The sequence below is a fragment of the Burkholderia sp. WTPI3 genome (assembly GCF_021483755.1).
Lineage (GTDB): Bacteria > Pseudomonadota > Gammaproteobacteria > Burkholderiales > Burkholderiaceae > Burkholderia.
Genome location: NZ_JAGIXF010000003.1, coordinates 1 through 16,108, shown reverse-complemented (window position 1 = coordinate 16,108; position 16,108 = coordinate 1). Strand labels below are relative to the sequence as shown.

The following is a 16,108-nucleotide window of genomic DNA, read 5'->3' as shown; positions in this document are numbered from 1 at the left end:
ATCAGCAGAGTGTTCAGCGTTTTGCCTCGCGCGGGAAACATCGATTTCTGATAACCAAAGCGGGATTGCTGCGCAGCGCGCGGCGGCGCCGGACAGCGGCGCTACGACGGCGGATTGGACGTCATCGCGTTCGACGCGGCAGCCGTGCAGCCGTCGCGATCGCGCAAGCCGCGCCGCGATGCTGCTGATCGAGCAGCACCGTATCAGCAGCGCTGTTGGCTCCGGTTCATCTCGCTGCGGAATATCGATGTGATGCGCTTTCGGGAACGCTTGCCCCATCCGTGTATTTGGCCCGGACGCCCGTCATGCGGGCGATTGATCGAAATTTCGTGATGCAGATTACTTTGCATTGCTGCTCGCATGAGGAATGGCACGTTCCTTGCGATCCCGAAACGGTATCGGCGCGGCGACGCGCGGCTCGACGACGGGAACGCATGGAATGAGCAACACAATCAACGTAGTCGCAATATCGGGCGGGCTGCAACGGCCGTCCCGCACGCTGGCGCTGACCGACGCGATCGTCGGCGCGCTCGGCGACGCACTGCCGATCGACACGCAGCGGATCGAACTCGGCGAGATCGGAAACCGGCTGGCCGGCGCGCTGAAGCGCGCGCAGGTGCCGCCGGATCTCGAAGCGCTGATCCGTGCGATCGAGACGGCTGATGCGCTCGTCGTTGCGAGCCCCGTGTATCGCGCGTCATACACCGGCATCTTCAAGCACCTGTTCGACCTCGTGCATCACGAGTCGCTGATTGATGTGCCGGTGCTGCTCGCCGCCACCGGCGGCAGCGAACGCCATGCGCTCGTGATCGATCATCAGCTCCGGCCGTTGTTCAGCTTCTTCCAGGCGCGCACGCTGCCGATCGGCGTGTATGCATCCGAAAGCGATTTCGATCGCTACGAGATTGCGAGTCTTGCCCTGCGCGCGCGCATCGCGCTCGCGGTGGACCGCGCGGTGCCGCAACTGCGCCCGCGCGTGCTGTCCGCCGTCGCGGCGTAATGCCTTTCGTTTTCTCCTTCGATCAGGATAGTGTCATGAGCATTCAAGAATCTTCGGCCGCCGGCGTCAAATTCGCGTACTGGGTGCCGAACGTCAGCGGCGGGCTCGTCGTCAGCACGATCGAGCAGCGTACCGACTGGAGCCTCGAATACAACCAGAAGCTCGCGCGCACGGCCGAGGCGGCCGGCTTCGACTACGCGCTGAGCCAGATCCGCTTCACGGCCGGCTACGGCGCCGAATACCAGCACGAGTCGGTGTCGTTCAGCCAGGCACTGCTGCATGCGACGACGAAGCTCAAGGTGCTCGCCGCGATTTTGCCGGGGCCGTGGCATCCGGCGGTGGTCGCGAAGCAGCTCGCGACGATCGACCATATTTCGAACGGACGCATCGCGATCAACGTCGTCAGCGGCTGGTTCAAGGGCGAGTTCACCGCGATCGGCGAGCCGTGGCTCGAACACGACGAGCGCTATCGGCGTTCGAAGGAATTCATCCAGGCGCTCAAGGGCATCTGGACGCAGGACAACTTCACGTTCAAGGGCGACTTCTACCGCTTCAACGATTACACGCTGAGCCCGAAGCCCGTGCAGAAGCCGCATCCGGAGATCTTCCAGGGCGGCAGCTCGCGCGCGGCGCGCGACAACGCGGCGAGTGTGTCGGACTGGTACTTCACGAACGGCAATACGCCGGAGAACCTGAAGACCCAGATCGACGACATTCGCGCGAAGGCGGCGGCGAACAACCATCGCGTGCGGATCGGCGTCAACGCGTTCGTGATTGCGCGCGACACCGAGGAAGAGGCGCGGGCCGTGCTCGACGACATCATCCGGCACGCGCACGTCGAGGCCGTGCATGCGTTCGGCGATGCGGTGAAGCAGGCGGGCAGCGCGTCGCCGGAAGGCGAGGGCAACTGGGCGAAATCCACGTTCGAGGATCTGGTGCAGTACAACGACGGGTTCCGCACGAACCTGATCGGCACGCCGCAACAGATCGCCGAGCGGATCGTCGCGCTGAAGGCGATCGGCGTCGATCTCGTGCTTGCCGGTTTCCTGCATTTCATCGAGGAAGTCGAGTACTTCGGCAAGCGCGTGCTGCCGCTCGTGCGCGAACTCGAGGCGCAGCAGCAGGCGGTGGCCGCTTGATGCGCGACGACGGTCCGGGACGCGATGCGAACGATTGCATGACCGGGTGAACGCGATGGCCGGCGATGCGTGTCGCCGGCCTCGATGAAGCGGTGCCTCGCGGCGGACGGCGCGGCCCGCGCGTCACGTCATCCGCGTTCTCACGACATACCTCACGGCGCGCATCACGCCGCGCCCGCCATCCGCGATGCGTCGACGAGCATCTCGACGCCGAGGCCGCCCAGCACCATTCCCATCGCCCAGCGCTGCGCCAGCAGCAGTGCCGGACGCCCGTGCAGGAACTTCGCGATGCCGCTCGAGCAGATCGCGACCATCCCGTTGGCCGATGCGAACGCGGCGATCAGCAGCGAGCCGAGAAAGAGCGACTGGCCGAACACGCTGCCTTGCCGGTAGTCGATGAACTGCGGCAGCAGCGACACGAACAGCATCGCGAGCTTCGGATTGAGCACGCTGGTCGTCGCGCCCATCGCGAGCAACCTCAGCGGCTGTTCGCTCGGCAGCGCCTTCACCTCGAACGGCGAACGGCCGCCGGGGCGGACCGCCTGCCACGCGAGGTACAGCAGGTATGCGGCGCCGACCACGCCGAGCACGGTGCCCGCGTACGGCACGCTCAGGAACAGCGTGGTGATCCCGAACGCCGCGCCGAACATGTAGAACAGGTAGCCCATCATCACGCCCGCCAGCGAAATCAGCCCGGCGGTGCGCCCCTGCGCGATCGAGCGCGACATCACGTAGACCATGTTCGGCCCCGGCGTGACCGCGAGCATCCCGCCGATGGCCAGAAATCCGTAAAGCGAGCCGGAGGTATGCATGGTTGTCGTTTCCTGCGATGAACGTCGATGGCATTCATTGTCCGACCGTGGAGGCGCACAGTAAAACGGGATAAACTGAATCGATTGATCAGATTTTCTGAATAACATGAAAAAGCTCGATCTCGATGTGCTGGCGATGGTGGTGGCCGTGACGGAGTCCGGTTCGTTCGCGCAGGGCGCGCAAGCCGTGCACCGGTCGCCGTCGGCGGTGAGCATGCAGATCAAGGCGCTGGAAGACGCGCTCGGCAAGCCGCTGTTCATCCGCGACACGCGCAACGTCACGGCAACCGACGACGGCCGCATGCTCGCCGAGTATGGCCGCCGGATGCTGGCGATGCGCGATGAGGCGTGGGCGTCGGTCGTGCGCCCGGAGATCAGCGGCCGCGTGACGATCGGCGTGCCCGACGACTACATCTCGTCGCTGCTGCCGCAGGTGCTGGGGAAATTCGCCGCGATGCATCCGCGCGTGGAAGTGCGCGTGATCGGCCAGCCGAGCAGCGCGCTCGTGCCGATGCTCAAGGACAACACCGTCGACCTCGCCTGCCTCACGCGCATCAAGGGCGTGACCGGCGAACGGGTCCGGCTCGAGCCGATCGTGTGGACGGGCTCGGCGAAACGCAACGTGTGGGAGGAGCGGCCGTTGCCGGTCGCGTTCTTCACGCACGGCGGCAGCATGGCGCGCGACCATGCGGTCAAGGCGCTGAACCGGCGCAACATCCCGTACCGGATGTCGTACGAAAGCCCGAGCTTTCTCGGCCTCCTGAGCATGGTTGAGGCCGGCCTCGCGGTCGCGCCGCTCGCACGGTGCAGCATTCCAGCGCATCTCGTCCAGCTGTCGCAGAACGAAGGGCTGCCGCCGCTGGGCGAGCTCGAAGTCGTGCTGGCGCGCAGCGCGCAGTCGGCGCGCCCGCCGTGCGACTACCTCGCCGAGCAGATTCTCGACGAATGGCGAGCATGACCGCGCAGCCGCGGCGTTGCCTTTTGCCGAGACTCAGCACGACTTCAGCAGCCATTCCTTGAATGCCGCCAGCGACGGCAACGTGTCGTTTTCGGGCGGATAAACGAGGTAGTAGCTGCGCTGGCTCGTGATCGTGTCGCCGACCGACACGATCTCGTTGCGGCCCAGCTCGTCTTCCACCAGCACCTTCGGCACGAGGCCGATCCCCATCCCCGCGCGCACGGCCTGGATCAGGTGCGACGTCAGCTCGAAGCTGGGGCCGATCCGCATCTCGCGATGATCGAGCCCGAAATGCGAGAACCATTCCGCCCACGCATGCTGATTGCTCGTCACCCCGAGCAGCGTTTGCCCGGTCGCCCACGCCGGCGCATGCGGGCCGGCCTCGCGGCCGCCGCCCGCGTCGGGGCTCGCAATCGCGATCAGGAACTCGTTGTGCAGCCGGTGCGCGTGCAGGCCGGGCCAGTCGCCCGCGCCGACGGTAATGGCCGCGTCGAGATCGTCGGTATGGAAATCGATGCCGCCGATCCGCGAGTGCAGGTGCACGGTCACGCCCGGATGGGTGGCGTAGAACTCGTGCAGGTGCGGCAGCAGCCATTTCGAGCCGAAGGTCGGCAACGTGGCCAGCCGCAGCGTGCCGGCCCCGGCGTGGTGCGACATGGCTTGCAGCGTCGCGCCGCGAATGCGCCCCAGTGCGCCGCTCAGCTCGATGAAGTAACGGCGCCCGACCTCCGTCAGCTTCACGGAGCGGCCCTCGCGCCGGAACAGCGGCACGCCGAGCTGATCCTCCAGCGTCTGGACCTGTCGGCTGATTGCGCTCTGGCTGAGCGACAACTCGTCGGCCGCACGGGTGTAGCTCTCGTGCCGGGCGGCCGCCTCGAATACGAGCAGCAGCGACATGGAAGGGGTGAGACGACGGTAATTCATGAGTTTTACGCAAGTTTTGCCGGGGGAGAATTCGTTTGTTTCTCGTGCAAATTAGCAAGATACTAAATTTTCGGCGTGCATGAAATCTTGCTCAAAACTCATGATTTTGATCTGACGGTGCGCCGATCCGACCCCTCTCTCGCGTTTATTCCATGTCGATTGCCCCGTTGCCCCGTCCTGCCAGCCAGCCCGAAAGCCGTTACCGCGATTTTCTCGCCGCCCTTCAGGCCGCCGGCTTCGCCGGGGAAATCCGTGCGGATCACGCGAACCGGACCGTGCAGGCCACGGACAACTCGATCTACCAGCGGCTGCCGCAGGCGGTGATCTGTCCCGCGCACGCGGACGACGTGCGGCTCGTCGCACGGCTGCTCGCCGAACCCGCGCATCGCGACGTCGCGGTGGCGGCGCGCGGCGGCGGCACCGGCACCAACGGTCAGTCGCTGACCGACGGCGTGGTCGTGGACCTGTCGCGCAACATGAACCGGATCCTGGAGATCAACGTCGCCGAGCGCTGGGTGCGCGTGCAGGCGGGCGTCGTCAAGGATCAGCTCAATGCCGCGCTGAAGCCGCACGGCCTCTTTTTCGCGCCGGAGCTGTCGACGTCGAACCGCGCGACGGTCGGCGGGATGATCAACACCGACGCGAGCGGGCAGGGCAGCTGCACGTACGGCAAGACGCGCGACCACGTGCTCGCGCTCGACTTCGTGCTGATGGGCGGCGAGCAGTTGCACAGCGACGCGCTCGCGGACGACGAACTGGCGCGCCGCTGCGCGCGGCAGGACCGGATCGGCAAGGTGTATCGCGCCGCGCGTCGTATCGCCGACGACAAGGCCGCGCTGATCGACGCGAAATTTCCGAAGCTCAATCGCTGCCTGACCGGCTACGATCTCGCGCACCTGCGCGAGCCGGACGGCCGCTTCAACCTGAACAGCGTGCTGTGCGGTGCCGAAGGCTCGCTCGGCTTCGTCGTCGAAGCGCGCCTCAACTTGCTGCCGATACCGAAGTATTCGGTGCTGGTGAACGTGCGCTACGCGGGCTTCATGGACGCGCTGCGCGATGCGCGCGCGCTGCTCGAACACAAGCCGTTGTCGATCGAGACGGTCGACTCGAAGGTGCTGATGCTCGCGATGAAGGACTTCGTTTGGAGCAGCGTCGCCGAGTATTTCCCGCAGGACGACCAGCGTCCGACGCTCGGCATCAACCTGATCGAATTCAGCGGCGACGACGCGCAAGACGTCGATGCGCAGGTGCGCCGGTTCGTCGACCATCTGCGCAACGATACGAGCGTCGAGCGGCTCGGCCATACGCTCGCGAGCGGCGACGACGCGGTCAAACGCGTGTATGCGATGCGCAAGCGCGCGGTCGGCTTGCTCGGCAACGTGCAGGGGGAAGCGCGCCCGCAGCCGTTCGTCGAGGACACCGCGGTGCCGCCCGAAAACCTGGCCGCATACATCGCCGAATTCCGCGCGCTGCTCGATGGCCACGGGCTGCAGTACGGGATGTTCGGCCACGTCGACGCGGGCGTGCTGCACGTGCGCCCGGCGCTGGACATGAAGGACCCGAAGCAGGCGGCGCTGGTGCGCCCGGTGTCGGATGCGGTGGCCGCGCTCACGCAGCGGCATGGTGGCCTGTTATGGGGCGAGCACGGCAAGGGCGTGCGCTCCGAATATGCGCCGGCGTTCTTCGGCGAACTGTATCCATCGCTGCAGCAACTGAAGGCCGCGTTCGATCCGCACAACCAGTTCAACCCCGGCAAGATCGCGACGCCGCCGGACCACACGATGCGGCTGCTGAAGATCGACGAGGTGCCCACGCGCGGCGAGCACGACCGGCAGATCGACGAGCGCGTGTGGCAGAGCTACGGTACGGCGATGCACTGCAACGGCAACGGCGCGTGTTACAACTTCGATCCGGACGACGCGATGTGCCCGTCGTGGAAGGCGACCCGCGAACGCGTGCATTCGCCGAAGGGGCGTGCGTCGCTGATGCGCGAATGGCTGCGTCTGCAAGGGCAGGCCGGCGTGGATGTGGTCGCCGCGGCGCGCGCCCGGCAGCCGTTGCTGAGCGGCCTCGCGACCCGCTGGCGCAACAGCCGCGCCGCGCGCAACGGCGAAGCCGATTTCTCGCATGAGGTGTATGACGCGATGGCCGGCTGCCTCGCGTGCAAATCATGCGCGGGGCAGTGCCCGGTCAAGGTCAACGTGCCCGAGTTCCGCTCGCGCTTTCTCGAGCTGTATCACCAGCGCTATCTGCGGCCGGTGCGCGACTACCTGATCGGCTCGCTCGAATACACGATGCCGTGGATGGCGCGCGTGCCCGCGCTATACAACGGGCTGATGCGTGCCGGCTGGGTGCGCACGCTGCTGGAGCGGCACGTCGGCATGATCGACAGTCCGCTGCTGAGCCGCTTCGATCTCGCGGCCGTGATTCGCCAGTGGAACGTGCGGCCCGCCGAGCCGCAGGCGCTCGCGGCGCTGACCGAGGCGCAACGCGCACGCAGCGTCGTCATCGTGCAGGACACGTTCACGCGCTATTTCGATACCGAGCAATTGGCGACGCTGATCGAGCTGGCGGCGCGCACGGGTTTCCAGGTGTGGCTCGCGCCGCTCGCGCCGAACGGCAAGGCGCTGCACGTACAGGGCTTCCTGCGGGCGTTCGAGCATGCGGCGATTCGCAACGCGACGCAACTGGCCGCGCTGGCGCGCTCGGGCGTCGCGCTCGTCGGCCTCGATCCGGCGATGACGCTCACGTATCGGCAGGAGTATCTGAAGGTGACGGGACTCGCCGAAGTGCCGAAGGTCGCGCTGCCGCAGGAGTGGCTGCTACAGGCGCTGCCGGAAGCGGACGCGGGCAGCGCATCCGGATCGTACCGGCTGCTGCCGCACTGCACCGAGAAGACCAACGCGCCGGACAGCGGCAAGCAGTGGGGGCAGGTGTTCGCGCGGTGCGGGCTGCGGCTGCAGGTGCAGGCGACCGGGTGCTGCGGGATGTCGGGGACGTACGGGCACGAGGCGCGGAATCTGGCGACGTCGCGCACGATCTATGCGCAGTCGTGGGCCGCGCACGTCGATGCGCCGGACGATGCGGGCGAAGCGCTGGCGACCGGCTATTCGTGCCGCAGCCAGGTGAAGCGCATGTCGTCGAAGCAGGTACGGCATCCGTTGCAGGCGCTGCTCGATCATGTGCGGGCGGCCCAGGGATGAGCGCGGAACGGATGAAACGACGGTTCGCCTGCCCGGCAGCCGCTGCATCACGCCGCGACGCGTGAGCGTCGCGCACGCGCTTGATTGCTGCCGCGCACACGTGCGCCAGGTCGGCGCACGACAGGAACCCGCATGTCGCGGGACCGGCCGGAATGAACCGCATCGCACCCACGACGCGTGTATTTCCATATATGGAAAAAAATTCCGGCCTATGGGGATCGATTGACCCCCTCCGAAACGCGCACTTATAGTCCCGGTGAACTCTGCAGGTCCGCGAGGACCTCAACGAACCGGGATGTCAACGTGCGCCACTATCAGAATTTTGCCGACAACCACTTCAACGAATCGGCCCGAACTCCTTCGATCGAAGTCTGCAATCCGGCTACCGGCGACATCGTGGCCACCGTCGACAGCACCAGCCCGGAAGACGCGGATCTGGCCGTTCAGGCCGCCGCGGCCGCGCAGAAAAAGTGGCGGCGCCTGCCGGCCATCGAACGCGCGAAAGTCCTGTACCGGCTGGCCGATGCGCTGATGGCGCGTGCCGATGCCATTGGTCACGCGCTTGCGCTCGAATCCGGCAAGAGTCCGCAGCATGCGCGTGCCGAGGTCCAGTACGCGGCGGAAGTGACCCGCTACCACGCGGAGTGGGCACGCCGCATCACGGGCGAGATTATCCCGAGCGACAACGCGGGCGAGAACCTGATGCTGTTCCGCGAGCCGATCGGCGTCGTGGTCTGCCTGATTCCGTTCAATTCACCGGTCTACACGCTGATGCGCAAGCTTGCGCCGGCGCTCATCACCGGCAACACGGTGGTGGTCCGGCCCAGCAGTTACACGCCGTGTTCCGCACTGGAAATCGCGCGTGCGGTGCAGGACGCGCACGTCCCGGCCGGCGTCGTCAACATCATGGCCATGAGCCATGTGGTGGCCGAGCAGATCTGCACGCATCCCGCCGTGGGCATGATCACGCTGACCGGGAGTGTCGGTGCCGGCCGCAAGGTGCTCGAATATTCGCAAGTCAATATCGCGAAAGTGGCGCTGGAGCTGGGCGGCAAGACACCCGCGATCGTCGAGCCGGATGCCAATCTCGAGCAGGCGGCAGCCGATATCGTGCGCTCCAAGACCACCAACTGCGGCCAGCTCTGTACCGCGGTCGAGCGTGTCTATGTGCACGAGGAGGTCGCCCCGAAGTTGATCGCGCTGTTGCGCAACCGCATGCGGGAGCGCCAGTGGGGTGACCGCAGCCAGCATCACGACTGGATGGGGCCGCTGATCCACGATAACGCGCGCCTCCATATTCACCAGATGGTGGAACGGGCGATCGACGACGGCGCGGTGCTCGAGTGCGGTGGGGCGATTCCGGCGGGCAAGGGCTTCTTCTATCCGCCGACGCTGCTAACCGGATGCCGCCAGGACATGGAAATCATCCAGGAAGAAACCTTCGGGCCGGTGCTGGGCGTAGTGACCTACCGGACGCTCGACGACGCGCTGGAGATGGCGAACGATCACCAGTTCGGCCTGGCGTCGATGATCTACAGCGAGAACCACCGCACGATCATGCGGGTCGCGAACGAGATCGAGGCGGGCGAGTGCTACGTAAATCGCGTGCCCGACGATCCGTACCAGGGCCATCACGGCGGCTGGAAGCGCTCGGGCATCGGCGGCGACGATGGCCAGCACGGGATGCTCGCGTTCACGCAGACGCGACTGGTGGTCGTGCCGTACTGATCGCGTAACGGCCTATCGAGGCACCGATCGGGGCGCGCTGCACGCAGCGTCGCCCGGGCCGCATGGATCGGAGCCGGGAAGCAACCGATATTTTCCGGACTGCTTATCAATTGGAGTGTGAAGCATCGTAGACGTAGCGCAGATTGTCGAGGTTGTCATGCAATACCGGTCCGGCGGACCGGATACGACGCAGTAAAAAAATGGAGACGTCATGACAGTATCAATCGATTCCCCCGAGCGGGCGCTGGCCGAGGCGTCCGGCGCCGGTTCCAGGCTGCTCCGCTATTTTCAGCTGGCCGTGCTCACGCTTGCAGCGGGTGCGCTGTATCCGCTACTGTACCTGCGCCAGAACTTCGAAAACACGCTGCTGCAAGCGTTCCACATTACGCCCGATCAGCTCGGCGAACTCTATTCGATACTCGGCATCGCGTATGTGGTGACCTACATCCCCAGCGGATGGCTGGCCGACCGCGTGAGCTCGCGCTGGCTGGTCCTGTTCTCGCTGGGCGCCGTGGGCCTGCTCGGCCTGTGGTTCGCCACCTATCCCGACGCGTCGATGCTGCGCTGGATCTATCTCGGCTGGGGTGTTGCCGGCGGGCTGACGTTCTGGTCGGCGATCCTGCGCGCCGTCAAGCTGCTGGCAACCGATCGCGAACAGGGCCGATTCTTCGGCATCCTCGACGGCGGACGCGGCCTCACCGAGGCCGTCCTCGCGTCGATCGCGGTGGCCATCTTCGCCCACTACGCGAGTCTCGCGCCGCAGCTCGCGCTGCGCCCGGTGATCCATATGTACGCGTATACCTGCCTCGGCATCGGCGTGCTCGCCGGGCTGATTCTGCCGAACGACCGCAACCGGGCCCGCGAATCCGGCGCCGCGCGGCAGGGCGGGTCGTCCGCGTTCGGCGACTTCCTCATGCTGATCCGGATACCGGAAATCTGGCTCGTCAGCCTGATCGTGCTGTCGGGCTACCAGCTGCTGTGGGCCACGTTCTCGTTCTCCAGCTACATCCAGGCGCACTTCTCGGCGTCGGCTGTGCTCGCCGGCGAACTGACGGTCATCAAGCTGTGGATGCGCCCGATCGGCGCGATCGGCGGCGGCTTTCTCGGCGATCGTTTCTCCAACGTCAACGTGCTCGGCGGCGGCATGTTCGCGGCCGCGATCGCGTGGATGCTGTTCGTGCTGGTGCCCGGGGCGGTTCCGGTGTGGCTGCTGGCCGGCTGCATCGTCGTGCTCGGGCTGATGACCTATTCGGTGCACGGGCTGTACTGGGCCATCGTCGATCGCTGCCGGGTGCCGGCGCGCGTGACCGGGCTGGCAATCGGGATCATTTCGATGGTAGGCCTCTCGCCGGACGTGTTCCTGCCGATGATCAGCTCGGCGATTTCTCGCCGGTTCCCGGGCGTGCTCGGCACTCAGCTCTACTTCACGTACATCGCCGCGTGCTGCCTGGCGGGCAGCGGACTCGTGTACGTCTTCAAGAAACGCACCGCGCATTACCGCTTTCCGGGCCGCTGACTGGTGCCGCCCCGCATGACGGTTCAACCATGGCACGTTACAAGGCAATCACATGAAAATCACCTCGCTTGAAACCTATGTAGTCGCCGTGCCGCCTCCGTACATCGGCGGCCGCTACTGGATCTTTGTCAGGCTGAAGACGGCGTGCGGCATCGAGGGGGTGGGCGAAGTCTACGCGGCCAGCTTCCATCCGGACGTGATGGAGGCTGCGATCGCCGACGTCTACCAGCGCTACCTCGAGAATCACGACCCGCACCACATCGAGCGCTTCTTCCGCGAGGCCTATTCGAGCGGTTTCACGCAGCGGCCCGACCTGAGCATGATGGGGATCGTGAGCGGCCTCGAGATGGCCTGCTGGGACATCATCGGCAAGGCGGCGAACAAGCCTGTCTACGAACTGATCGGCGGCAAGGTGAACGAGCGGCTGCGCTCGTATACTTACCTTTATCCGAAGACGGCCGACGGGGAGTACAGCCACGACTATGAGGATGTCGAACTGTCCGTGCGCTGCGCCGAGGAATACGTGAAGCAAGGCTTCACCGCGATCAAGTTCGATCCGGCCGGCCCCTACACCGCGTACTGCGGCCACCAGCTCAGCCTCGACCTGCTGGAACTGTCGGCGACGTTCTGCCGGCGGCTGCGCGAGGCGGTCGGCACCCGCTGCGACCTGATCTTCGGCACCCACGGGCAGATGACGCCGTCGGCTGCCGTGCGGCTCGCCCGCTACATCGAGCCGTACGACCCGCTGTGGTTCGAGGAGCCGGTTCCGCCGGGCCAGTCGGAAGCGATGGCGCGGGTCGCGCGGAAAACCAGCATCCCGGTGGCGACGGGCGAGCGGCTTACCACCAAGTACGAATTCTTCGACGTGCTGCGCAACAACGCGGCATCGATCCTGCAGATGAATCTCGGCCGCGTGGGCGGCATCCTGGAGGCGAAGAAGATCGCGAGCCTGGCCGAAGTGCATTACGCGCAGATCGCCCCGCATCTCTACAACGGCCCGATCGGCGCCGCCGCGAGCATCCAGCTCGGCGTGGCGTCGCCCAATTTCCTGATCCAGGAGAGCATCATGCGCTGGGAAGGCTTCCATGCCGAGATCCTGAAGCAGCCGATCGCATGGGAGGACGGCTACATCATTCCGCCGACGGAGCCGGGCCTCGGCGTCGAGCTCGACATGGACGTCGTCCGCGCTCACATGCCGTATACGAGCCGCCGCCTGCACCTGACCGTATCCACGCAGCCGTTCGACGTGAAGGCGGGCCCGTCGGAAAGCTGGAAGGCGCGCTACGCAGTCGACAAGGAGTAGGTACCGGTGGAGGCGACAAGTTTTGACTACATCATCGTGGGCGCCGGCTCCGCAGGCTGCATCCTCGCCGATCGCCTGAGCGAATCGGGCCGGTTCCGGGTGCTGCTGCTCGAAGCGGGCGGCGAGGACAAATCGATCTGGCTGCGCATGCCGCTCGGATTCGCGAAGCTGTTTCATCACCGCAAGTACAACTGGCGTTATCAGACGTCGCCGCAGTCGGAGCTGGCGGGGCAGCGCGTCTACACGCCGCGCGGCAAGGTGCTGGGCGGCTCGGGTGCGATCAACGCAATGATCTATGTGCGTGGCCAGCGGCGGGATTTCGACGACTGGGTCGCACAGGGTAATCCGGGCTGGGGCTGGGGCGATGTGCTGCCCTGGTTCAAGCGGCTGGAATCCCACCATGCGGGCGATACCGAATGGCACAGCGGCAGTGGCAAGATCCGCATCACGCGCGATCCCGTGCATCCGATCTGCGAATCGTTCTTCGATGCGTGCACGCTGCTCGGCCATCGCTTCAACGACGATTTCAACGGCGAGCGTCTCGAGGGCGTCGGCGTCTACGACATCAACACGCGCGATGGGCAACGGGATTCGTCGTGTACGGCCTACCTGCATCCCGCCAGGAAGCGCGCGAATGTCGTGGTGTACACGGATGCGCTCGTAGAGCGCGTGCTGTTCGACGACGCGCGCACGGCGACCGGCGTCGAGGCCCTGATCGGCGGGCACCGTCAGCGCTTCACCGCGCGCCGCGAGGTGATCCTTTCCGCCGGCGCCGTGGAGACGCCGAAACTGCTGCAGTGCTCGGGAGTCGGGGACGCGGCGCTGCTGATGCGGCATCAAATTCCCGTGGTCCGCCATAGCCCGGCGGTCGGCCGGAATCTGCAGGACCATCTGTGCGCATCGTATTACTTTCGCGCCACCCGCCCGACCGTGAACGACGAGGTGCGCGGCCTGACCCGGCAGGCACGGGCCATGCTCCAGTACCTGTTCCGACGTAAGGGGATCTTCGCGACGACGGCGAAGGCCGGCGGCTTCCTGCGCACCAGCGACGCGGAACCCGTGCCCAACATGCAGCTCTACTTCAATCCGCTTTCGTACGTGCTGCCGGAGTCGGGCGGCATGCCGCGCGTCGAGCCGTACTCGGGCTATACGATCTTTTTCTCGCCGTGCCGGCCGACGAGCCGCGGCTCCGTCGAGCTTACCAGTGCCGACGCGCATGAGGCGCCCCGGATCGATCCGAATTACTTGTCGACCGAACACGATCGCCGCGAGGCCGTCGCGGGCAGCCGGCTGGTGCGCGAGCTGACTGCGACGCCATGGCTCAAGCAGGTGACGGCGGAAGAAGTGCGCCCGGCGCAAGTCGTGTCCGATGACGAGAGCATGCTGCGGTTCTTTCGCGAGCAAAGCGGGTCGGTGTACCACCTGTGCGGATCGTGTGCGATGGGTCGCGACGTGGAGCGCACGGTCGTGAACAGTCGGCTGCAGGTGCACGGTGTCGCGAACCTGAGGGTGGTGGACGCGTCGGTGTTTCCGAACATCACGTCGGGCAACATCAACGCGCCCACGATGATGGTCGCCGAAAGGGCGGCGGCATTGATCCTGGCAAGGGCCGCCGACTGAAACGGCTCGACGGAGACGAAGGCAAAGCCGATAGAATGATCGCCCATGAATGCACCCGATCCACTTCCCGAAGCGAAATCCAGGACCCCGGCAGTGGACGGGGCGCTGGACATTCTGGAAACGCTGGTTCAGTCGACCTGGCCGCTCACGCTGACCGAGATCGCCGAGCGCGTGAGTCTCCCGGTGACGAGTTGCCACCGCATCATCGGTACGCTGCTCCAGAGGGGGATGGTGGTGCGCGACCTGCGCCGTCGGAAAGCCTATTGCGCCGGCGCGCGGCTTTTTCAGATGGCGTCCGTCGCCTATCTGCAGCAGCCGATCGTGCCGCTGTTCCACCCGATCGCCGATGTGCTGAAGAACGAACTGCACCAGAGCGTGAACCTGAGCGTGCAGGCGGGTTCCCATGCACTCGTGGTCGCGCACGTCGCGTGGCCGTTCGCTGACCCGTTCGGTGTCTACGTGGGCCTGTCCGATGCGCTGCACCAGTGTGCGGCCGGCAAGGCGATGATGAGCATGCTGCCCGCCAGCGTGCAGCAGCACTACTGGGCCGAGTTCATGGCGGGGCGGGGCGCGAGGGCTGTGTCCCGTGCGGCCGGTAGCGCGGAGTGGACGAGTGAGCTCGCGGAGATCAAGCGCGTCGGCTATGCACTGAGCCGCACGGAAGCGGGTTCCGACGTATGCCATCTCGCGGCGCCGGTACTCAACCGTCGCGGCGAGCCGCTGGCGGCGATCGGCGTTTCCCTTGCCGTGCAGCACGACGTTCGCCCGTATGTCACGCCGCTGATCCAGGCGACGTGGCAGCTTTCCGCCCGCCTCGGATAGCGGCCGGGCCGCGTCGTCGTTCCCTGCATGCCGCTTGCGGACCGGCTGGATCGTGCCAGCGCCAGGATGGATCCGGATATCCGCGGGCGACGGCCGCCCGTCACCTCCTGTCAATCGCTCCCGGCCGGCGCGCCGACCTGCTCGATCCGCACCGTTTCACGCACCCCGCCCCGCGTCGCCAGCCAGCACAGAATCGACCCGCCGCACACCATCACCGCGCCTTGCCAGAACTCGACCGGCAGCGGCGCATGCAGCAGGACGGCCGCCAGCGCCGACGCGAGCACCGGCGTGAAATACGATGCGCCGACGATCACCGTGACGTTGCCGTGCAGGATGCCCGCGTTCCACGCCGCATAGCCGAACCCGAGCGCCGCCGCGGCGAACACGAGGCTGACGATCGCATACAGATCGAACGCCATCGCGCCGCAGCCTTCCGCGACATACTTGATCCACAGCACGACGGAGACCGTCATGAAGAACGGCGTGACGGCGTTCTTGCCGTTCGCGATGCGTGCCGTCACCGTGCAATAGGCGGCCCAGATCAGCGCACCGACGAACGCGAGCCCGTAGCTCAGCGGATTGACGCGGACGTTCTCCAGCATGCCCGCGAAATCCAGCCCGCGCTCGCCGCCGAGCACCCAGCAGATCCCGAGCATCGACAGCACGAAGCCCGGCACGATCAGCAGGTTCGCGCGCTGCCGGTTGAACAGGATCGCCGCGGCGAGCGTGAAGGTCGGCCACAGATAGTTGACTATCCCCGCTTCGATGGCCTGCCGGCCGTTGCTCGCATAGCCGATGGACAGCGACATGCACAGCTCGTACGCGACGAACAGCAGCCCGCCCCAGACCAGATAGCTGCGCGGAAATGTGCGGAGCCGCGGAAAGCCGATCGTGAACACGAGCAGCACCGACGCGACCGTGTAGATCATCGCGGCGCCACCGGTCGCGCCGAGACTTTCGCTGACGCCGCGCACGAGCGCGATCACCGACGACCACAACAGGATGGCGACGAGGCCGAGCAGCGTCGCCTTATCCGTGTTCTTCATACTTGCCTTGCTCACTTCGAATGAAACGGATCCGCCG

The 16,108-nt window shown here is 66.0% G+C and carries 12 protein-coding genes; 9 read left to right on the top strand and 3 right to left on the bottom strand.

Annotation, left to right across the window (positions count from 1 at the left end; translation table 11 throughout):
* Positions 1-439: 439 nt before the first annotated feature.
* Positions 440-1,000 (top strand): FMN reductase, encoded by a 561-nt coding sequence (msuE, locus tag J7024_RS02440; protein ID WP_124897480.1) that lies wholly within the window; start codon positions 440-442, stop codon positions 998-1,000.
* A gap of 35 nt (positions 1,001-1,035) precedes the next feature.
* Entirely contained in the window at positions 1,036-2,139 is a 1,104-nt protein-coding gene (sfnG, locus tag J7024_RS02435; RefSeq protein ID WP_124897481.1) for a dimethylsulfone monooxygenase SfnG, read from the top strand.
* 164 nt (positions 2,140-2,303) lie between these two features.
* Here sfnG and J7024_RS02430 read toward each other — a convergent pair whose 3' ends face one another.
* Positions 2,304-2,951, bottom strand: coding sequence for a LysE family translocator (locus J7024_RS02430; RefSeq protein ID WP_124897482.1), 648 nt, complete (start codon positions 2,949-2,951; stop codon positions 2,304-2,306).
* Positions 2,952-3,057: 106 nt separating this feature from the next.
* On the opposite strand from J7024_RS02430, the gene J7024_RS02425 reads away from it, so the two are divergent.
* Positions 3,058-3,909 carry a LysR substrate-binding domain-containing protein gene (locus J7024_RS02425; RefSeq protein WP_124897483.1) on the top strand — a complete coding sequence of 284 codons (852 nt, stop codon included), beginning with the start codon at positions 3,058-3,060 and terminating at the stop codon, positions 3,907-3,909.
* Positions 3,910-3,942: 33 nt separating this feature from the next.
* Here the strand turns inward: J7024_RS02425 and J7024_RS02420 are convergent, their stop codons facing one another.
* Positions 3,943-4,833, bottom strand: coding sequence for a LysR substrate-binding domain-containing protein (locus J7024_RS02420; RefSeq protein ID WP_234744770.1), 891 nt, complete (start codon positions 4,831-4,833; stop codon positions 3,943-3,945).
* Between the two features lie 152 nt (positions 4,834-4,985).
* Between J7024_RS02420 and ydiJ the strand changes: the two genes are divergently transcribed.
* The 6 genes from ydiJ to J7024_RS02390 all read left to right on the top strand — a co-directional run bounded on the left by ydiJ (position 4,986) and on the right by J7024_RS02390 (position 15,025).
* Positions 4,986-8,036: a D-2-hydroxyglutarate dehydrogenase YdiJ gene (gene ydiJ, locus J7024_RS02415; protein WP_175751544.1), complete on the top strand. Its 3,051-nt coding sequence runs from the start codon at positions 4,986-4,988 to the stop codon at positions 8,034-8,036.
* Positions 8,037-8,339: 303 nt separating this feature from the next.
* A complete protein-coding gene (gene aldA, locus J7024_RS02410; protein WP_124897486.1) occupies positions 8,340-9,764 on the top strand; it encodes an aldehyde dehydrogenase in 1,425 nt (474 codons plus the stop codon).
* A gap of 211 nt (positions 9,765-9,975) precedes the next feature.
* On the top strand, positions 9,976-11,280 hold the full coding sequence (locus tag J7024_RS02405; RefSeq protein ID WP_124897487.1) for an MFS transporter: 1,305 nt from the start codon (positions 9,976-9,978) through the stop codon (positions 11,278-11,280).
* A 52-nt stretch (positions 11,281-11,332) separates the two neighbouring features.
* On the top strand, positions 11,333-12,583 hold the full coding sequence (locus J7024_RS02400) for a mandelate racemase/muconate lactonizing enzyme family protein (protein WP_124897488.1): 1,251 nt from the start codon (positions 11,333-11,335) through the stop codon (positions 12,581-12,583).
* Between the two features lie 6 nt (positions 12,584-12,589).
* Complete coding sequence (locus J7024_RS02395) at positions 12,590-14,203, top strand: GMC family oxidoreductase (protein WP_124897489.1); 1,614 nt, start codon at positions 12,590-12,592, stop codon at positions 14,201-14,203.
* 45 nt (positions 14,204-14,248) lie between these two features.
* A complete protein-coding gene (locus tag J7024_RS02390) occupies positions 14,249-15,025 on the top strand; it encodes an IclR family transcriptional regulator (RefSeq protein WP_124897490.1) in 777 nt (258 codons plus the stop codon).
* Positions 15,026-15,135: 110 nt separating this feature from the next.
* On the opposite strand, the gene yddG is transcribed toward J7024_RS02390, so the two are convergent.
* Complete coding sequence (gene yddG / locus J7024_RS02385) at positions 15,136-16,071, bottom strand: aromatic amino acid DMT transporter YddG (RefSeq protein ID WP_175751540.1); 936 nt, start codon at positions 16,069-16,071, stop codon at positions 15,136-15,138.
* Between the last annotated feature and the right edge of the window lie 37 nt (positions 16,072-16,108).